The organism is Micromonospora kangleipakensis (assembly GCF_004217615.1).
Taxonomy (GTDB): Bacteria; Actinomycetota; Actinomycetes; order Mycobacteriales; family Micromonosporaceae; genus Micromonospora; species Micromonospora kangleipakensis.
In genome coordinates this window covers 737,594-756,175 of record NZ_SHLD01000001.1, presented here as the reverse complement: position 1 = coordinate 756,175, position 18,582 = coordinate 737,594, and the positions used below count along the sequence as shown (strand labels likewise).

Below are 18,582 nucleotides of genomic sequence, written 5' to 3'. Positions count from 1 at the left end.
GTTTACGCCCTGTCGGCGGGTTGCGCCCCGCACTTGCCGGGAAAGCCGGTCAGTGAGCGATCGCCGGGTCTTCGGCGGGGCGGCGTCCCGGGGAGCGTGACCGCGGGGGCCCAGACCAGCAGGGCCAGCGGGTAGAGCAGGTAGCCGAAGCGGGTCGAGGGCATCAGCAGGATCGCGGCGAGCAACCCGTACCCGCAGATCAGCGCGGTGGCGGCGGCGGTGCGCGGCGGGCGGCGGGCGAGCCGGACGGCGGTCGCCGCCCCGACCGCCACCAGCAGCGCGGCGGCGAGCACCCGGCCGGCGGGCAGCAGCGTGGCGATCAGGTGCCCGGGGAACGGGGACTGCGCCGGGCTGGTCACCAGCCCGTGCCCGAGCGGGAAGCGCAGCACGTTCTCCACCAGCGCGTCCCGGTCGACCAGCAGGGCGGGCACGAGCGCGGCCAGCGGCAGCCCGACCGCGCCGAGGGCGGTGCGGGCGCCGGCCCGGCGGGTGGCCGCCCAGCAGATCAGGACGACCGCGACCGGCCAGGCGAAGAGCTTCAGCGCGCCGGCCACCCCGATCGCGACGCCGGCCCGGCCGGGCCGGTCGGCGGCGGCGAGCGCGAGGGCCAGCAGGCAGAGCGCGAGTACGGGCAGGTCGTCGCCGCCGGTGGCCAGGGTCAGCGCGCAGACCGGCAGCACGGTGGCCGCCTGGACGCCCCGCAGCAGGGCGTCCGCGCGGCCCGGCGTCGGCGCGGCCCCGGCACGCAGAGCGCCCACGGCCAGGGCGAGCACCAGCGCGGTGGCCAGCGCGAACCAGACCCGCGAGTCGGTCCACCAGGCGTCGACGGCGGCCCGGGGCAGCCCGAACAGCGCCATCCCCGGCTGGTAGGGGGTGTAGCCGAGCAGCTGCTCGGCGGGGGACAGCGCGGCGATCGCGTCATGGCCGAGGTAGGGGGTGCCGTGTTCGACGAGCCGGGCACCGGCGTGCTCGACCACCAGCACCTCCTCCTGCGCCCGGTCGGTCCGCCCTGCCGCCCGCTGGATGCTGAGCACCGCCAACGGCAGCAGCGTCGCGGTGGCCCAGGCGAGGGCGGTCACCGCCGCGCGGGCGGGGAGCCCGGCGGCCTCCGGCCGGCGCCGCCGGACCAGGAGCTGGCCGGTCACCGTGAGCGCCGCGGCCAGGTAGCCGACGGCGGCGATCGCTCCCCAGGCGCGGTGCGGCGGGAGGGTGGAGGTGGCGGCGGTGACCGCGGCGAAGAGCGCCGACACCCCGTACAGGCCGAGGTCGAGGGCGAGGCCGCCGACGGCGGAGTCCAGGGCCCGCCAGCGCCGGCGGCTGCGGAACGTCCGTTGGGGGGTGGCGGTCACGCCGGCCAGTCTCGCAGACCGTGGCCGCCGCGCCGCCCGGCGCTCGGGGGCGCGACCCGGAGCTGGCCGGTCAGCGCCGCCGGGACTCGTCGGCGGTCTGGCCGGTGGTGGGCGGGGAGCTGGCCGTCCGGCCGCGACCGCCCTGGCGGCGGCCGGGCAGGCGGATCACCGCGCCCGCGTCGTGCAGCGGAGGCGCCAGGGTGCCCGGGCGCCCGCCCGCGCCGCGCCGGAGGGCGGCGAGCAGCGAACCGGACGGCAGCGGCCGGGCGAAGAGGTGGCCCTGCCCGGCGCCGCAGCCCAACTCCCACAGCGCCCGCCGCTGCGGCTCGCTCTCCACGCCCTCGGCGACCACGGCCAGGTCGAGGCTGCGGCCGAGGTCCAGGGTGGAGCGGATCACCGCGGCGGCCTCGGCCGAGGTCTCCATCGCGGTCACGAAGCTGCGGTCGATCTTCAGCTCGTGCACCGGGATGCGGGAGAGCAGGGAGAGCGAGGAGTAGCCGGTGCCGAAGTCGTCGAGGGCGAGCCGGACGCCGGAGTCGCGCAGCCGGCTGAGCACCCGGTCGACCACGTCGAGCTGGCTGAGCGTCAGGGTCTCCGTCAGCTCCAGCACCAGCCGGTCGGGCGGCAGGTCGTGCGCCCGCAGCCGGGCCAGCACGGCCCCGGGGAAGCGGGCGTCGAGCAGGCTCCGCGGTGAGACGTTCACCGACACCGGCAGGTCGAAACCGGCGGCGCGCCAACTGCCGGCCGCGATCAGCGCCTGGTCGAGGATCGCCTCCGCGAACGCGGGCAGCAGGCCGGAGCGCTCCACCGCCTCCAGGAAGCGCAGCGGATCGATGATGCCGTGCGTCGGGTGGTGCCAGCGGGCCAGCGCCTCCGCGCCGGTGACCTCGCCGCTGGCCAGGTCGACGATCGGCTGGAAGTTGACGGTGAACTCGTGGTCGGCCACCGCCCGGGGCAGCTCACCGCCGAGGGTGAGCCGGCCGAGGTCGGCGGTGTCCCGGGTCGGCGCGTACGTGGAGATCCGCTGGCCGGCGCGCTTGGCCTGGTACATCGCCACGTCGGCGCGGCGCAGCAGCTCGGTCATCCCGCCGGTGGCCGGCGCGACAGCGATGCCGCCGCTGGCCTCCACGCTGATCCGCATGCTGTCCAGGTGGAGCGGCTCGTGCAGGGCGGCCAGCAGGGCGTCCGCCCGGTGCGCGGCGACCGCCGGGGCGGGCAGCCCCCGCAGCAGCACGGCGAACTCGTCCCCGCCGAGCCGGGCCACCAGGTCGCCGGGGCGGGTCGCGCCGCGCAGCCGGTCGGCGACCTGCATCAGCACCCGGTCCCCGGCGCCGTGTCCGAGCGTGTCGTTGACCTCCTTGAAGTGGTTGAGGTCGATCAGCACCAGCGCGGTCACCCCGTCGGCGTGCCGGCTGGTGAGCTGCTGGGTGCCCTCGTCGAGCAGCTGGCGCCGGTTGGCCAGCCCGGTCAGGGCGTCGTGGGTGGCGTCGTGCGCGTGCTCCTCGGCGACCCGGGCCAGCTCGGCGTACGCCTGCGCGTTGCGCACCGCGGTGCAGAGGGCGGAGGCGAACGTCCGCAGCGTGTACTGCTCCCGCTCGGAGAGCTCGACCGGTCCGGCGAAGCGCAGCCGCAGCACGCCGAGGTCGACGGCCCGGTCGTGCCCCTCCAGCGGAGCCGGGATGACGGTCCCGCCGACCGCGCTCGGCTCGGCGCCGTCGCCGTCGTGCCGGATGCCGGCGGTGGTGCCGCGCACGGTGCGGGCGCCGTCGCGCAGCTCGATCTCGACCTCGTCGGCGGAGAAGAGTTCGGCGGCCTGGGTGACGGCGGTGGTCAGCACCTGGTCCAGGTCGACCACGTTGAGCGCGTCGGTGGTCCGGGCGAGCCGCTGCCAGGCCTGCTGTTCGGTGCGGGTCCGGATCCGGGTGGAATACGCGAGATGCAGGCTGAGCACCAGCGGTGGCACGGCGAGCAGCAGCCGGGGGTCGACGCGGAGGATGAGCAGGGTGCAGACGGCCACCACGAACCGGACGGCGAAGCCGGCGATCCGGAGGTCGAGGTTGCTGCGGAACTGGCGGGAGATCCTGGTACCGGAGGCGAGCGCGATGACGGGCATGGCCAGCACGTCGTCAAGAACCGCGGCAACAAGATAGGTGGCGCCCAGCGCGCCGACGAGCTCTCCGACCGAGGTCGACGACCAGTGCCAGTCCAGCACGGCGACCGTTGCTGCGGCGCCGGCCGCGATGAGGATGTTCTTGCCTACGCCGAAGGCCGTCTTGATCGCGGGGAGATGCAGTATCGCGGAGGCCGCCGCGACCCCGACGCAGGTGCTCAGAATGACCCACGGCCAGGGCGCGACCGCCACTCCGATCACGATGGCGGTCTCGACCCAGGCGATGGCGAGTGTCGTGGAGCGTATCCGTACGGGTGTCTTGACGATCACGCTGACCGCGATCATGAAGGTCAGCGTGATCAGGGTGGCGACATCCCGGACGGAACTGGGTACGTCTCGCAGGAAGAAGAGGAATGCGGAAACCGTCGCGACCGAGGCAAGGACGACGATGAGACCGACGAGCGTCACAAGGTGCCGATCGGTCCCAACAACACGTCGTCCGTCGGTGTGGCTCATTCAGCTCCACTGGCTGAATGGCTGAAGCCTGGCCGGCATCAACCAGCATCGTTGATGCCGGGAGCCTACCGTGGGAGGTTCCCTGCGTGAAGCCTTGCGTCAGTGCCACTCGCTGCCGCGCATCGCGTGACTCCCTCCGGATCGTCTCTCGAAAGGTCCGATAGGACCCGTTACCCTTCGAAAGACAGATTAGGAGCCGCAAGGGCATATTTAGAAGGCATAATGTCGCTATGCGCAAGATTAGCCAACACTGTGGTGCTTCATGACGTTCTGTCCATAGCGGTTGTGCGGAGAGCGTCCACCCCTATGCGAAAAGTGTCGGCCCGGTTGCCCAGTGCAATCCCGGCGGTGTTGGCCGGGCCGCGGACTGCCATCAGCCTTGCGGGTTTCCGAGCGAGTCTCATCAGCAGTTCGGGCGGCCTTTCACGGCGTTGCGTACGAACCGCGGACCCGCCGGGCCCCGCCCACCTCCCGCAGCGCCTGACGGTGGAATTCCACGACGATCGCCAGCGTGCGAAGCGGGCTCATTTGTGCAGGCTGAAGCCGGAGTCGGCCTTCCGGAAACTCAGCTCCCGGATGGCCGGACGGTACGGCTCGGTGGGAGAGCCGCGTCTCGGCACGCCGGAACAGCAGCTTGTCCCTGCCATGCTGGCGGTCAACGGCGCACGGATGGCCATGGTGGACGAGTTGGTTCACGAACTGTGGGCGGAGCCGACCCCTACTTCGGCGGTGGTCAATGTCCGCACCTTCTCCGCCGCCTCGGCGACATTTGCGGAACGCCGCTGGTCCGCGCGCATGGACGCGGGCACGGGCTCGGTAGCGGCCGGGTTGCCGGACGGCGCGGTCCTGGCTGTGCTCGCCGTCCCGCCCAACCGATCGCGGCGCTACCTGGAGGTCTATCGGCTGCACCCCTTCCTGGTGAAGCTATGCGAGCGACTTCGACATTGTGAACGCACTCGGCAGCAAAACGCTCCTTGTCGATTTTTGGTCGCGGGCCTCGCCAGGGTCCTCCGAAGGCACCCGGGTGCGCTCAGCGACCGCGCCACGCACCTCCCGCGCATCGCGGCAGGGGTCGTACCCGAAAGATAGGCTCGCGGCCGTGACCGAACCCGCGCAGCTCACCCACGTCGACCCGGCCGGCGCGGCCCGGATGGTCGACGTCTCCGCCAAGCCGGTCTCCGGCCGGCTCGCCGTTGCCGCCGGCCGGCTCCGCACCACCGCCGAGGTCGTCGACCTGCTGCGCCGCGACGGCCTGCCCAAGGGCGACGCGCTCGCCGTCGGGCGGCTGGCCGGGATCATGGGTGCCAAGCGCACCCCCGACCTGATCCCGCTCTGCCACCCCATCGCCCTGCACGGCGTCACCGTCGACCTGCGGCTCACCAGCGACACGGTGGAGATCACCGCCACCGCGCGAACCGCCGACCGGACCGGGGTCGAGATGGAGGCGCTGACCGCGGTGGCCGTCGCCGGCCTCGCCCTGGTCGACATGGTCAAGGCCGTCGACCCGGCGGCCAGCGTGGACGCGGTCCGGGTGCTCCGCAAGGAAGGCGGCAAGACCGGCGAGTGGGTGCGGCCGGAGGACCGGCCGTGATCCGGGCCCGGGTGGTGGTCGCCTCCAACCGGGCGGCCGCCGGCGTCTACGCCGACACCAGCGGTCCGCTGCTCGTCGCCGGCCTGCGCGAGCTGGGTTGCCAGGTCGACGAGCCGGTCGTGGTGCCGGACGGCGACCCGGTCGGCGAGGCGCTGCGGGCGGCCCGGGCCGACGGCGTCGACGTCGTGCTGACCAGCGGCGGGACCGGCATCACCCCGACCGACCGGACGCCGGACGTGACCCGGGCCCTGCTCGACTACGAGATCCCCGGCATCGCCGAAGCCATCCGGGCGCACAGCCGGGACCGGGTCCCCACCTCCGCGCTCTCCCGGGGGGTCGCCGGGGTGGCGGGCCGGATGCTGGTGGTCAACCTGCCCGGGTCGACCGGCGGCGCGAAGGACGGGCTCGCCGTGCTGGGGCCGATCCTCACCCACGCCGTCGACCAGCTCCGCGGCGGCGACCACTGACGGCGCGCGCCCGCCCGGCCGGCGATAGGCTCGCCGGATGAGCACGGAAACCGCAGCCGCGGCGGCCCAGGTCGCCGCGCCGCCGCCGGCCGGCTGGGAGGAGGCCCGCTCCCGGGTGTACGCCGTCGGCCTCGCCGCCGCGCTTCCCGCCGTCAACCGGCCGATCGCCGACACCGACGGCCACACCCTCGCCGAGCCGCTGACCACCCGGACGGACCTGCCCGCGTTCCCCACCTCCAGCGTCGACGGCTGGGCGGTGCGCGGGGACGGCCCGTGGGAGGTCGTGGGGCGGGTGCTCGCCGGGAACACCCCGTCGCCGCTGACCGCCGACGGCACCACCGTCGAGATCGCCACCGGCGCGATGGTCCCGGAGGGAACCACCGCCATCCTGCGGATCGAGGAGTCCACCCGGACCGCCGACGGCCGGGTCGCCGGCACGCCCCGGCCCGCGCCGGAGTGGCGCCAGCCGGGCGAGGAGGCGTACGCCGGGGAGGAGTTGCTTCCCGCCGGCAGCCCGGTCGACCCGGCGCTGATCGGGCTGGCCGCCTCCTGCGGCCACGACACCCTGCGGGTCCGCCGGCAGCCCCGCGCCGCGCTGCTGGTCTTCGGCGACGAGCTGCTGACCTCCGGCCCGCCGGCCGCCGGCCGGGTCCGGGACGCCCTCGGCCCGGCGGTCCCCGCCTGGCTGCGCCGGTACGGCTGCCAGGTCCGCCCGGCCGACGTGGTCGGCCCGGTGGCGGACACCCTCCCCGCCCACGTGGCCGCCCTGCGCGCGGCGCTCGCCAACGCCGACCTGGTCTGCACCACCGGCGGCACCATGCACGGGCCGGTCGACCACCTGCACCCGACGTTGGAGGCGCTCGGCGCCGACTACGTCGTCAACACCGTCGCGGTCCGCCCCGGCTTCCCGATGCTGCTGGCCCGGCTGGTCGACGCGGACGGCCGGGTGCGGTTCGTCGCCGGCCTGCCCGGCAACCCGCAGTCCGCCATCGTCGCGCTGGTCTCGCTGGTCGCGCCGCTCCTCGCCGGTCTGCAGGGGCGACCGATGCCGGCGCTGCCGCTGGCCACCCTCGCCGAGCCGGTGCCCGGCCGGGGCGACTACACCCACCTCGCCCTGGTCCGGCTGGACCGGGCCGCCGGCACGGCCCATCCGGTCCGCCACGTCGGCTCGGCGATGCTGCGCGGCCTGGCCGGCGCGGACGGCTTCGCGGTGATCCGCCCCGGCACCAGCGGCGAGGCCGGGGTCCGGGTGCCGATCGTGCCGCTGCCGTTGGCCCCCGGGGAGCGGACATGGTGAGCCCCGCCGGGACGATGGCCCACGGCACCGTCACCGACCAGCCGCTCGACCTCGCCGCCCACGAGGCGGCGGTCGCCGACCGGCGGACCGGCGCGATCGTCTCCTTCCAGGGCGTGGTCCGCGACCACGACCACGGCCGTCCGGTGACCAGCCTCGAGTACGAGGGTCATCCGAGCGCCGAGGCCGTGCTGCGGGAGGTCGCCGCCGAGATCGCCGCCGAGCCGGACGTGTACGCGGTCGCCGTCTCGCACCGGATCGGCCCGCTGGAGATCGGCGACGTGGCCCTCGTCGCGGCGGTCAGCACCGCCCACCGGGCCGCCGCGTTCGCGGCCTGCGCCCGCCTCGTCGACGAGGTGAAGGCGCGGCTGCCGATCTGGAAGCGGCAGGTCTTCGCCGACGGCACCGAGGAGTGGGTGAACTGCCCCTGAGCGGCCGAGCCCGACCGGACCGGTGTGAGCGGTCGCCGTCCCGGTGGAACGGTCAGCGGCGACCGGTGAGCTGGGCGGCGCGCAGCGGCCGGTCGTTGTAGAACGCCGGCTCCGCGCCCGGCCGCCAGGGCAGCGCCGCGACCAGCACGATCAGGGCGATCGCCAGCGAGTTCTCCATCAGCGCGCCGGACAGGCCGTCCTGGTAGTGCGACACCTCGGGGAGTTGGTGCTCGTACGGCCAGATGGGCGAGACCAGGAAGAGCAGGTAGAGGCCGATCGCGGCGACGGCGTGCCGCAGGCCGGTGAGCGCCGGGTACCAGATCGGCGGGCGCAGCGCGTTGACCCCCGGCACCCCACCGGCCGTCGCCGACGAGCTGACCCGGGGCAGCAGGCCGCGGCTCGCCTCGTGGCGGCGGACCGCCGCGTCGGCCAGCACGATGATCGCCGGGATGACCCAGACCAGGTGGTGCGACCAGGAGATCGGGCTGATCACGTTGGCGGTGAGCCCGACCAGGGTGAACGCGGTCAGCTCGTCGCCGTCGGCCCGGGCGGCGGCGGCCCGGGACAGCCCGAGCGCCAGGACCAGCACCGCGAAGGCCAGCCAGAGCAGGCCGGGCGTCTCGATCGAGTCGTAGAGCCGCGCCAGCAGGCCCGCCAGTGACTGGTTGGGGGTCATGTCCGCCGCGCCGACCCGCTCGGTCTGCCAGAGCACGCTGCTGAAGTACGTCCGTGACTCCTCGCCGACCAGCGCGAACGTCCCGAGGGTCACGCCGATCGTGGTGCCGACCGCGGTCAGCGCCGCCCGCCACTGGCGGGTGATCATCAGGTACGCGATGAAGAGCGCGGGCGTCAGCTTGACCGCGGTGGCCAGGCCGATCCCGGCGCCGGCCCAGGTGCCGCTGTAGACGAAGCGGGCCAGCGCCGAGTCGGCGGTGTCGTGATGGGTGCCCCGCCTCGCCCGCCAGCGCAGGCCGACCAGGTCCGCCATGATCAGGGCGAAGAGCAGCAGGTTGACCTGGCCGTAGCCGAGGGTCTCCCGGGCCGGCTCGATGGCGACGGCCATCGGCGTGGCGATGCCCACGGTGAACCAGAGCGGCCAGCCCAGCCGGTCGACGATCGGGCGCAGCAGCGCGGCCAGGACGACCGCCACCGCGCCGATGCTGGCCAGCGCGTTGAGCCAGCCGGCGGCCTCGACCGGCAGCCAGGACATCGGCAGCATGACCAGACCGGCGAAGGGCGGGTAGGTGAAACCCAGCGTCGTTGAGGGTGCGATGAAGTCGTACAGCTCGTTGCCGCTCGCCCACCACACCACGGCACCGTGGTAGATCTTCATGTCGAAGAAGTTGTACGGCCGCCCGAACGCGCCGATGGCGAGCCATGCGGCGTAGGCGACGGCGGCCACGATGCCGGTCCGTACGACTGTCCTGCGATCGATCCCACGTGTCACGTGATGGACTGGGGCGAGGCGGCCCATCCGTCTACCGACGGTCGCCGGCATGGCGTGGCCCCCCCCGTACCAAGGTCGTCCTACCCGTCCAGGTCCTGCACGGAGCCTAGAACGGCGCCTCACGTCGTTGCCTCCCGCGTTATGCGACCGTGTCCGATCCCACACATGTTTTTGACATTTCCACCGCGTTAACGGGTGTCGGGTGGTTCAGGTAATTCGCGGCCTTGCGGGGGGTGGCGGCCGTATTGACGCAGGTCAACCCGGGAGTCGGCGGGCGGTGGCCGCCGAGCGGGCAGCGATCTTCGCCTCCCGGCGGGCGGTCCGGACGACCCGCTGCACCGAACGTCGGGAGTGGCCGATCCGGTGGCCGGCGCGCCAGCGCAGCCCGGGCTTGCCCTCGGTGTCGGCGGCGGCGAGCAGCAGCCCGCCGCAGAGGCCGAGGTTCTTCAGGAAGTGGACCTGGTTGTTGTTCCGCGCCGCCGGGTCGTCGTTGGTCCAGAAGGGATGGCCGGCCACGGTCACCGGCACCAGGCTGCCGGCGAGGACCAGCGCGGCCGGTCGGGTGAACTTGCCGGTGGCCAGCATCAGGCCAGCGACGAGCTGGGTGGCCGAGTTGATCCGGACCAGCGTCTCGGCGTCGGTCGGGAACCGGGGGTGGACGTTCTTCTGGAGCAGGGGCGCGACCCGGTCGGTGACCGGCTTGGCGGCCGGGGCCAGGCGACCGGGATTCTGGAAGTTGCGGACGCCGCTGACCACGAAGATTCCGCTCAACATGACACGGGCGAGGGAGCGCACGGGTTTCATGGCTCAGTCATACCCCGTGTCGGAGCCCGCTACCCCGGCAACACCCGAAAGGGATCGGCCGACATGGACGTTCAGCGAAACCCGCGCACATCGAATTCCAGCGACCGTCACGGATGGACGGGCGCGGGCCGGTAAGGTCGCGCGGGTGACCACCCTTCGGCTGCGACCAGAGGACCCGGCGGACGAGGCGCCGGTCGCCCGGGTGCTGGCCGCCGCCTTCGCCCGGCCCGACGTGGCCACCCCGCCCGAGGTGGAGCTGGTCGACGAACTGCGGCACAGCGACGCCTGGATACCCGAACTGGCCATGGTCGCCGAGTACGGCGGCGAGGTGGTCGGTTACGCGCTGCTGACCCGGGTCCGGGTCCGGTCGGACGGCGACGCGGCGCCGGCGCCGGCGCTGGCGCTCGGCCCGGTGGCGGTCGCGCCGCACCGGCAGCGGATCGGCCACGGCACGGCGGTGGTGCAGGCGGCGCTGGACGCCGCGACCGAGCTGGGCGAGCGGCTGGTGGTGGTGCTCGGTGACCCGGCCTTCTACCGCCGCTTCGGCTTCGAACGGGCCGACCGGATGGGGCTGACCAGTCCCTGGTCGGGGCTCGGGGAGCCGTGGCAGGCGCTGGCGCTGCCCCCGTCGACCAGCGGCGAGGCCCCGCCGCCGCGCGGCGAGGTGATCTTCCCGCCGCCCTGGGCCAAGGTCTGACCCCGGCGGTGGCCCCGGTCAGGCCGGCTGGGTGCGTAGGTAGCGGCCGAAGTGCGGGACGGTGAAGGCGACCGTGCCCCGCTCCCCGGAGTAGATCAGCCCCTTCTTGATCAGCGCGTCCCGGGCCGGCGACAGGCTCGCCGGCTTGCGCCCGAGCGAGCGGGCGATATCCGCGGTGGGCACCGCGGCGTCCATGTCGTCGCGCCCGCTCTCCTCCCCCTCGACCAGGGAGAGCGTCGCCATCGCCCGCATGTACTCGCGCTCGGCCGGGGTGGCCCGCTCGAACCGGGAGCCGAAGAAGCCGACGGCCAGCTCCGCCTCGGCCTCCGGGGCGGCGACCCGGACGTCGGCGGCGGTGATCGGCGAGCGGGGAGCGTGGTCCCAGGTCGCCTTCCCGTACGCCTGGACGAAGTAGGGGTAGCCGCCGGACTTCTCGTAGAGCAGGTCGAGCGCCTTCTGCTCGTACTCGACCTCCTCGCGCTCGGCCGGGGCGCAGAGCGCCTGGTCGGCGGCGATCCGGTCCAGCCGGTCGATCCGCTGGTAGCGGAAGAGCCGTTCGGAGTACGACTTGGCGGCGCTGAGCACGGCCGGCAGGTGCGGCAGCCCGGCGCCGACCACGATCAGCGGCGCGCCGAGCTGGGACAGCTCGTGGCAGGCGGCGCAGAGCGCGGAGACGTCCTCCGCGCCGAGGTCCTGCATCTCGTCGATGAAGACCGCGACGCCGGTGCCCACGTCGGTGGCGACCGCCGCGGCGTCGGTGAGCAGCTCGACCAGGTCGATCTCGATGTCCCCGGAGTCGGCCCGGCCGCTGCTGGCCGGCACGTCGATGCCGGGTTGCCAGCGGTCGCGCAGCCGGGGCCCGGCCGCGCCGCGTCCGTTCGGCGCGGAGCGCTGGGCGAACGCCTTGAGCACGCCGAGGAAGCCGTCGATCCGGTCCGGCGCGCGGTGCCGGGGCGCGAGTTCGCGGACCGCCATGTGCAGGGCGGCGGCGACCGGCCGGCGCAGCGACTGGTCCGGGCGGGCCTCGATCTTGCCGGTGCCCCAGAGGTGGTTGATCGCCTGCGAGCGGAGGGTGTTGAGCAGGACCGTCTTGCCGACGCCGCGCAGGCCGGTGAGCATCAGGCTGCGCTCGGGGCGGCCCCGGGCGATGCGTTCCAGCACCACGTCGAAGACGTCCAGCTCCCGCCCCCGCCCGGCGAGCTCGGGCGGGCGCTGCCCGGCGCCCGGGGCGTACGGGTTGCGGACCGGATCCACGCATCGCAGAGTATCGGGCCGTCTAGCCGCGGGGCTAGACATGGATAGATGAGCCTACTGGCGTGTCGGAGCCGTCGAGACGAAACTAGGGCTGTCTAGCATCCACGCTAGACAGCCCTAGTTTTGCCTACGGGTGGGATCAGCGCTGCTTGAGGCAGAGGACGAAGTCGAGGGTGTCCAGCTCGCTGTCGAAGAAGTACCAGTTGGTGTAGCCGTCGACCTTGGCGCACTTGGCCTGGGCGTCCTTCTCCCCGCTGGTCGCGCCGTCGTAGCGGCGCAGCACCTGGTACGTCCTCGCGCCGCACTTGCTGATCAGCAGCTTCGGCTTGCCGCCAGCCGGACTCTCGTTGCGCACGCACTGCCCCGCCTTGACGAACCGGGGATCCGCCGAGGACGCCGGCGCCGGCGCGGTGGTGGCCGGCTCGGTCACCGCCGCCGACGGTTCCGTGGCCGGGGGCTGGGTCGTCCCCGCCTGCGGGGCCGCGTCGTCCCGGCCGAGCAGGTAGAGGGTCGCCGCGCCGCCGAGGACGAGCACCGCCAGCACGGCGAGTACCGCGATCAGCGGGCCCTTGCCGCGCTTCGGCGGGGGCGGCGGATCGGCGTACGGCTGACCGTCGCCGACGTACGGCCCGGCCGGCGGGTAACCGGGCTGCCCGGCAGGCGGGTACCCCTGGGCGGCCGGCTGGTAGGGCTGGTGCGCGGAGGCGTAGGTGGGCTGCCGCGGCGGCTGCCCCTCCCAACCCGTCCCCGCCGTCGGCTCGTACCGCTGGGTGGGTGGCTCGCCCCACCCGCCGGGCTGCGCGTCGTACCGCGGGTCGGCCGGCGGAGCGTACGCGTCGTCGGGCCGCCGTCCACCCCACGGCTCCGGGGAGCCGCCGACCGGTGGTCCGAAGTTCGTCATGAACGCCCTCCTGGTGCGCCAGTGTTGAGAGGCCGGCCACCAACGGGGGACGCCGACGCCGTGGTCACCGTAGCGTGGTCCACCGATGAGCTCACACCCCCCAAGTGCGACATCGTCCGGACCCGGTTCCGCCCCCGCGCCCGCGCCGGCCGGGCCGGTCGACGTCCACCACCCCGCCCTGCCGACCCGACCCGCGCTGATCTGGACCGCGCTGGTCCTGGTGTACGTGCTGTGGGGCTCCACCTACCTGGGCATCCGGATCGCGGTCGAGTCGCTGCCGCCGCTCACCTCCGCGGCCGGCCGGTTCGCCGCCGCCGCGCTGGTGCTGGCGGCGGTGCTGCGGATCCGGCGCGGCCCCGGCGCGCTCCGCGTGGACCGCCGGCAACTCGGCTCGGCCGCGCTGGTCGGGGTGCTCCTGCTGGCCGGCGGCAACGGCCTGGTGGTGCTCGCCGAGTCCGGTCCGGCCGGCGTCGCCGTGCCCTCCGGCATCGCCGCGCTGCTGGTGGCGACCGTCCCGCTGCTGGTGGTGCTGCTCCGTACGCTCGGCGGCGACCGGCCCGGGCGGTGGACCTTCGCCGGGGTCACCCTGGGCTTCGCCGGCCTGGTCCTGCTCGTGCTCCCCACCGGCGGTTCGGGGGCGGTGCCGCTGGCCGGGGCGCTGACCGTGGTCGTGGCGGCCACCTGCTGGTCCGTCGGATCCTTCCTCTCCGGACGCCTGCGGATGCCGGCCGACCCCTTCGTGGCCACGGTCTACGAGATGGTCGCCGGCGCGGTGGCGCTCGCCGTGACCGGCGCTGCACGGGGCGAGTGGCACGGCTTCTCCCCGGCCGAGGTGACCGGCCGGTCCTGGGCCGCGCTGGCGTACCTGATGGTCGCCGGTTCGCTGGTCGCCTTCACCGCGTACGTCTGGCTGCTGCACCACGCGCCGATCTCCCTGGTCGCCACGTACGCCTACGTCAACCCGGCGGTCGCGGTGGCGCTCGGCGCGCTGCTCGCCGCCGAGCCGGTCACCGCCCGGGTGCTGCTCGGCGGGGCGGTGATCGTCGCCGGGGTGGCGCTGGTGGTGACCACCGAACGTCCGCGCCGGCCGGTGGACGGGACAGCCCCGGAGCCGGCCCGCCGGTAATTCCCGTCGGGGGTCGGCGCGGCCACGATGGTCGACGCGTACCGGCGACCGCCACCCGCCTCAGATCAGGCGGAGCTGGCGGTCCCTCGGGCGGCGGGGCTCGGCGTCGCCGAAGCGTTCGAACAGGCCCGGGTCGATCACGTCGAGGAACGGCGACGGCCGGCACTCGCGTTCCGCGCCGTGCCGGGCCCGGCGGGCGGCGTGGCTGACGTACAGCCGGTCCTGGGCGCGGGTCAGGCCGACGAAGAAGAGCCGGCGCTCCTCGGCCACCGCGTCGTCGTCCGGCTCCGCGCCGGGCCAGCGCAGCGGCAGCAGCCCGTCCTCGGCGCCGACCAGGAAGACCACCGGGAACTCCAGGCCCTTCGCCGCGTGCAGGGTGAGCAGGGTGACCGCCTCGGCGCGCGGGTCGAGGGCGTCCACCTCCGCGCCGGTGGCGAGCTGGGCGAGGAACAGCTCCAGGTCGTCGCCGCAGCGACGGGCCAGCGGAGTGAGCAGGTCGACCGCCGTCCGGACGTCCTCGGGGCGTACCGCGCCGGCGCCGTCCAGGGTGGGGATGGCGAAGCGCTCGGCGAGGACCTGCCCGGCCAGCCGGACCCGGGCGGGCAACGAGCCGTCGAGGCCGTCGGCGTGCCGCAGCTCCCGGGCGATCGCCAGCACGCCGGGGCGGTCCCGCAGCCGGTCGTGCGAGCGCTTCTGCACCGGGATGTTCGCCCGGGCCAGCGCGTCCACGATCGGCGCGGCCTGCTGGTCCGTGCGGTAGAGCACCGCGATGTCGGAGAACGAGAGCGTGGTCGACCGCCCGTCGATCCGGCCCGAGTCCAGCGACCGGTGGGAGAGGCCGCCCACCAGCTCGTCGACGGTGCGTACCACGAAATCGGCCTCGTCGGAGACGGAGGCCGCGGGGTAGCGACCGACCAGCGGGGCCTCCGGGTCGAGCCGGGCCGGGTCCAGCCGGCGGCCGCGGACCAGCGACGACGGCGCGATGGCCTGCACGGCGGCGGCCAGGATCGGCGCCGACGAGCGGTAGTTGCGGTTCAGCCGGACCAGCCGGGCGTCGGTGAAGTCCTGCGAGAAGCGCAGGAAGTAGCCGACGTCCGCGCCGCGGAACGAGTAGATCGCCTGGTCCGGGTCGCCGATCGCGCAGAGGTTGCCGTCGGCGGGGCTGAGCAGCCGCAGCAGCTCGTACTGGACGGCGTCGACGTCCTGGTACTCGTCGACGAAGATCCAGCGCCAGCGGTCGCGGTACTCGCGGACCAGCTTCCGGTCGGCCTTCAGCAGCGCGACCGGCAGGGTGAGCAGCTCGTCCAGGTCCACCAGGTCCTGCTTGCGCAGCAGCGCGGTGTAGCGGGCCGTGTCGTCGCCGGCCTCCGCGCGGGCCGCGGAGCGTTCCGCGTCGTCGGCGATCCGGAAGTCCTTCGGCAGGCCGGCCGCCTCGGCGTTCTCCCGCAGGATGGCCAGCCCGAGGGAGTGGAAGGTGCCGACGGTGACGTCCTCGGCCACCGGGCCGAGCAGGCCGTCCAGCCGGTGCCGCAGCTCCTCGGCGGCCCGCCGGGTGAAGGTGATCGCCAGGCACTGCTCGGGGAAGACGTTCAGCTCCGCGCAGAGGTAGGCGATCCGGTGGGTCAGCGTCCGGGTCTTGCCGGTGCCCGGGCCGGCCACGATCAGCAGCGGACCGCCCGGCGCGGAGGCGGCCACCCGCTGCATCGCGTCCAGCCGGTCCAGCAGGCCGGTGCCGACCTCCTCCATGCCGGCGAGCATCGGCTCGAACGGCTCGTGCGGGGAGGGCGCCGGCGCGATCGGCGGCGGCGGTGGCGGTGCGGCCTTCCGCTTCGGCTCGGCCTTCGCCGCCGGGCGCCGGGCCTTCGGCTTCGGCGCCGGCTCCGCGGGCCGTCGCTGCGCCGGCACGGGTACGTCGAAGAGCGTCTCCGCCTGCGTCCCCGTCGAGGCTCCGCCCAGCTCGGCCGGGTCGAAGAGGGTGATCACGCCGTACTCGCCGTCGTAACCCGGCACCCGGCGCACGTCGCCGCGGCGCAGCCGGCCGATCCCCTCGGCGAGCAGCTCGCCGCCGACCCGGCCCACCTCGTCCAGCGGGGTGGCGGTGAGGATCTCCAGCTCCGGGCCGAGCGCGGCGACCAGCTCGTTGAGCTTCCCCTCGACCTTCTTGGCGCGGGCCCCCACCTTGTTGATCTCGCCGAGGATCTCGGCCAGCGGCACCAGGTGGGTGACCGGGCGGGCGTGCGCGGGCCGGTGCCCCGCCGGCCGGTCGGCCAGCTCCTCGACCCGGCTCAGGACGCCCACCGTCAACGGCTTGCCGCACTCCGGGCAGCGCCCGCCCGCCTCCCGGGTCCGCTCCGGCGACCAGTTCACGCCGCAGAGCCGGTGGCCGTCCGCGTGGTACTTCCCCTCTTCCGGGAAGAACTCGATCGTCCCGGCCAGCCCGTCGCCGGTCCGCAGCGCCTCCCGGATGGCGAAGTAGTCCCGGGCCGAGCTCAGGACCGTGGCCTCCCGGGCCAGCGCCGGCGGCGAGTGCGCGTCGGAGTTCGAGACGAGCTGGTAGCGGTCGAGGCTGCCGACCCGCCAGTTCATCTCCGGATCGGAGGAGAGGCCGGTCTCCACCGCGAAGATGTGCTCGGCCAGGTCCGCGTAGCAGTCGGCGATCGCGTCGAAGCCGGACTTCGAGCCGAGCGCGGAGAACCACGGCGTCCAGATGTGCGCGGGGACCAGGTAGCCGTCCGGGCTGGCCGCCAGGGTGATCTCCAGCACGTCCCGGGAGTCCAGGCCGAGGATCGGCCGGCCGTCCGAGCCCAGGTTGCCGATCCGCCCCAGCGCGGCGTTGAACCGGGCCACCGCGTCCAGGTCGGGCAGGTAGATCAGGTGGTGCACCTTGCGGGTCCGGTCGTCCCGCTTGTAGATCGTGGAGATCTCCACGCTGAGCATGAACCGGACCGGGTCCGCCTCCGCCGTGCTGGCCAGCCGGGGCGGCAGCCGGCGGGCGATGTCCCGCTCCGCCTCCGGGCTCAGCCGGTACAGGCCCGGCTCGGCCGGATGCAGGGTCTCGCGCAGGTGGTCGTACCAGGCGGGGTGGGTGAAGTCGCCGGTGCCGAGTACGCCGATGCCCTTGCGCCGGGCCCACCAGCCGAGGTTCGGCAGGGTCAGGTCACGGCTGCACGCCCGCGAGTACTTCGAGTGGATGTGCAGATCCGCGACGAATGGCGGGAGGCCACCGGGGGGTGCGGCGCTGAACGGAGGCACGCCGCATCCTGTCACGGCCGGCGCACCGCCCGCCCGCCGCCACGCGTACGCGTGACCTGAGCAATGCGGTGCTGGACTGCGCGGCGCGGGCGCGCTATGGGGCGCGCAGCTCGACCAGGGTGACCTGCGGCCCGGCGCCGACCCGGACCGGCGGGCCCCAGAAGCCGGCGCCGTTGGTCACGTAGACCTTGGTGCCGTCCACCTCGCCGAGGCCGGAGACCACCGGCTGCTGGAGCTTGACCAGGTAGTTGAAGGGCACCATCTGGCCGCCGTGGGTGTGCCCGGAGAGTTGCAGGTCGACGCCGAACTTCGCCGCCTCGACCACGGCCACCGGCTGGTGCGCCAGCAGCACCACCGGGCGGCTCGGGTCGCGGTCGCCCAGCGCGGCGGCGTAGTCGGCGGGCGCGGCCAGGCCGGTGCCGGCGGCGGTGACGTCGTTGACCCCCGCCAGGTCCAGCACGCCGCCCCGGGCCCGGATCTCCTGGCGGGTGTTCTGGAGCACCCGCAGGCCGAGCCGGTCCACCTCCTGGACCCACTCCTCCACGCCGGAGTAGTACTCGTGGTTGCCGGTGACGAAGAAGCTGCCGTAGCGGGAGCGCAGGTCGCGCAGCGGCGCCGCCGCCTCGCCCAGCTCGGCCACCGAGCCGTCGACCAGGTCGCCGACGACCGCCACCAGGTCGGCGTCCAGCCGATTGATCATCTCGACGATCCGCTCGGTGTGCGCCCGGCCGCGCAGCGGGCCCAGGTGGATGTCGGAGACGGTGGCGATGCGCAGGCCGTCCATGCTGCGCGGGAGCTTCGCCAGCGGGATCCGTACCCGGTCGAGGCGCGGCGGGCCCGTCGCGGTGCGGACGCCGTACCCGGTGATCCCGGCCGCGGTGAGCCCGGCGAAGATCGCGGCGCCGCGGGCGAGCAGCAACCGGCGCGCCGGGTCGTGGTCCGGCTGGTCGACCGCCGCGGCGGCCGGCGGCTCGGCGGCGCCGCCGGCCCCGACCAGCACCGGCTCCGGCGCGGCGGTGGTCGGCTCGGCGACCATCGCCCGGCGGCGCAGCACCAGCTTCGCCACCGCCATCGGCGCCTCCAGCGCCACCAGCAGGACCAGCAGGTAGAACATCAGCGCCAGCCAGAGATAGCCGGGCCAGGCCAGCCAGAACAGCCCGGCGCGGGTCCCCGCCATGGTCGCTGGCACCAGCAGCGCCAGCACCAGCGCGGCGATGCCGCCGACCCTGCGCCAGCGGCCCGGGCCGGTGGTGTCCCGCACCAGCCGTTTCCACAGGTACAGGTGGATCAGGGCGGTGACGAGCACCGCGAAGCCCACGAAGGTCGCCATCGCCAGCACGTGA

15 protein-coding genes are annotated in these 18,582 nt (G+C 74.5%); 7 read left to right on the top strand and 8 right to left on the bottom strand.

All coding sequences use genetic code 11. From position 1 onward, the window contains the following. Positions 1-2: 2 nt before the first annotated feature. Positions 3-1,349, bottom strand: a complete 1,347-nt coding sequence (locus EV384_RS03685) for a glycosyltransferase 87 family protein (protein ID WP_165439868.1) — start codon at positions 1,347-1,349, stop codon at positions 3-5. 70 nt (positions 1,350-1,419) lie between these two features. Beyond that, on the bottom strand, positions 1,420-3,975 hold the full coding sequence (locus EV384_RS03680; protein WP_130330126.1) for a putative bifunctional diguanylate cyclase/phosphodiesterase: 2,556 nt from the start codon (positions 3,973-3,975) through the stop codon (positions 1,420-1,422). A gap of 486 nt (positions 3,976-4,461) precedes the next feature. Between EV384_RS03680 and EV384_RS03675 the strand changes: the two genes are divergently transcribed. From EV384_RS03675 to EV384_RS03655, 5 genes are read left to right on the top strand one after another with little or no spacing between them, the layout of a single operon-like run. Further along, positions 4,462-5,064, top strand: coding sequence for a hypothetical protein (locus EV384_RS03675; protein ID WP_130330124.1), 603 nt, complete (start codon positions 4,462-4,464; stop codon positions 5,062-5,064). 10 nt (positions 5,065-5,074) lie between these two features. Continuing rightward, a complete protein-coding gene (moaC, locus tag EV384_RS03670; protein ID WP_130330122.1) occupies positions 5,075-5,566 on the top strand; it encodes a cyclic pyranopterin monophosphate synthase MoaC in 492 nt (163 codons plus the stop codon). After that, positions 5,563-6,033 (top strand): MogA/MoaB family molybdenum cofactor biosynthesis protein, encoded by a 471-nt coding sequence (locus tag EV384_RS03665; protein ID WP_130330120.1) that lies wholly within the window; start codon positions 5,563-5,565, stop codon positions 6,031-6,033. The genes moaC and EV384_RS03665 overlap by 4 nt, the downstream gene beginning before the upstream one ends. A 37-nt stretch (positions 6,034-6,070) precedes the next feature. Further along, entirely contained in the window at positions 6,071-7,330 is a 1,260-nt protein-coding gene (locus tag EV384_RS03660) for a molybdopterin molybdotransferase MoeA (protein WP_130330118.1), read from the top strand. Positions 7,331-7,344: 14 nt separating this feature from the next. After that, positions 7,345-7,758 carry a molybdenum cofactor biosynthesis protein MoaE gene (locus EV384_RS03655; protein WP_423202943.1) on the top strand — a complete coding sequence of 138 codons (414 nt, stop codon included), beginning with the start codon at positions 7,345-7,347 and terminating at the stop codon, positions 7,756-7,758. 52 nt (positions 7,759-7,810) lie between these two features. Here EV384_RS03655 and EV384_RS03650 read toward each other — a convergent pair whose 3' ends face one another. After that, a complete protein-coding gene (locus tag EV384_RS03650; protein WP_130330114.1) occupies positions 7,811-9,256 on the bottom strand; it encodes a glycosyltransferase 87 family protein in 1,446 nt (481 codons plus the stop codon). A 204-nt stretch (positions 9,257-9,460) separates the two neighbouring features. After that, a complete protein-coding gene (locus tag EV384_RS03645; protein ID WP_130330112.1) occupies positions 9,461-10,009 on the bottom strand; it encodes a DoxX family protein in 549 nt (182 codons plus the stop codon). A gap of 145 nt (positions 10,010-10,154) precedes the next feature. Here EV384_RS03645 and EV384_RS03640 point away from each other — a divergent pair, with 145 nt between their 5' ends. Beyond that, on the top strand, positions 10,155-10,706 hold the full coding sequence (locus EV384_RS03640) for a GNAT family N-acetyltransferase (protein WP_130330110.1): 552 nt from the start codon (positions 10,155-10,157) through the stop codon (positions 10,704-10,706). Between the two features lie 18 nt (positions 10,707-10,724). Here EV384_RS03640 and EV384_RS03635 read toward each other — a convergent pair whose 3' ends face one another. Both EV384_RS03635 and EV384_RS37180 read right to left on the bottom strand, forming a co-directional pair. Beyond that, a complete protein-coding gene (locus EV384_RS03635) occupies positions 10,725-11,960 on the bottom strand; it encodes an ATP-binding protein (RefSeq protein ID WP_130330108.1) in 1,236 nt (411 codons plus the stop codon). Positions 11,961-12,099: 139 nt separating this feature from the next. After that, on the bottom strand, positions 12,100-12,861 hold the full coding sequence (locus EV384_RS37180; RefSeq protein WP_130330106.1) for an LppU/SCO3897 family protein: 762 nt from the start codon (positions 12,859-12,861) through the stop codon (positions 12,100-12,102). 85 nt (positions 12,862-12,946) lie between these two features. On the opposite strand from EV384_RS37180, the gene EV384_RS03625 reads away from it, so the two are divergent. After that, complete coding sequence (locus tag EV384_RS03625) at positions 12,947-13,987, top strand: EamA family transporter (RefSeq protein WP_130330104.1); 1,041 nt, start codon at positions 12,947-12,949, stop codon at positions 13,985-13,987. Positions 13,988-14,047: 60 nt separating this feature from the next. Here the strand turns inward: EV384_RS03625 and EV384_RS03620 are convergent, their stop codons facing one another. Beyond that, entirely contained in the window at positions 14,048-17,239 is a 3,192-nt protein-coding gene (locus tag EV384_RS03620) for a UvrD-helicase domain-containing protein (protein ID WP_130330102.1), read from the bottom strand. A 94-nt stretch (positions 17,240-17,333) separates the two neighbouring features. Continuing rightward, positions 17,334-18,569 carry a metallophosphoesterase gene (locus EV384_RS03615; protein WP_130340208.1) on the bottom strand — a complete coding sequence of 412 codons (1,236 nt, stop codon included), beginning with the start codon at positions 18,567-18,569 and terminating at the stop codon, positions 17,334-17,336. Positions 18,570-18,582: the final 13 nt, after the last annotated feature.

Excerpts from the sequence above, each read along its gene's own strand:
- EV384_RS03680 (WP_130330126.1), bottom strand. The coding sequence starts at position 3,975 with ATGAGCCACACCGACGGACGACGTGTTGTTGGGACCGATCGGCACCTT.
- EV384_RS03660 (WP_130330118.1), top strand. The coding sequence starts at position 6,071 with ATGAGCACGGAAACCGCAGCCGCGGCGGCCCAGGTCGCCGCGCCGCCG.
- EV384_RS03655 (WP_423202943.1), top strand. The coding sequence starts at position 7,345 with ATGGCCCACGGCACCGTCACCGACCAGCCGCTCGACCTCGCCGCCCAC.
- EV384_RS03650 (WP_130330114.1), bottom strand. The coding sequence starts at position 9,256 with ATGCCGGCGACCGTCGGTAGACGGATGGGCCGCCTCGCCCCAGTCCAT.
- EV384_RS03645 (WP_130330112.1), bottom strand. The coding sequence starts at position 10,009 with ATGAAACCCGTGCGCTCCCTCGCCCGTGTCATGTTGAGCGGAATCTTC.
- EV384_RS37180 (WP_130330106.1), bottom strand. The coding sequence starts at position 12,861 with ATGACGAACTTCGGACCACCGGTCGGCGGCTCCCCGGAGCCGTGGGGT.
- EV384_RS03625 (WP_130330104.1), top strand. The coding sequence starts at position 12,947 with ATGAGCTCACACCCCCCAAGTGCGACATCGTCCGGACCCGGTTCCGCC.
- EV384_RS03615 (WP_130340208.1), bottom strand. The coding sequence starts at position 18,569 with ATGGCGACCTTCGTGGGCTTCGCGGTGCTCGTCACCGCCCTGATCCAC.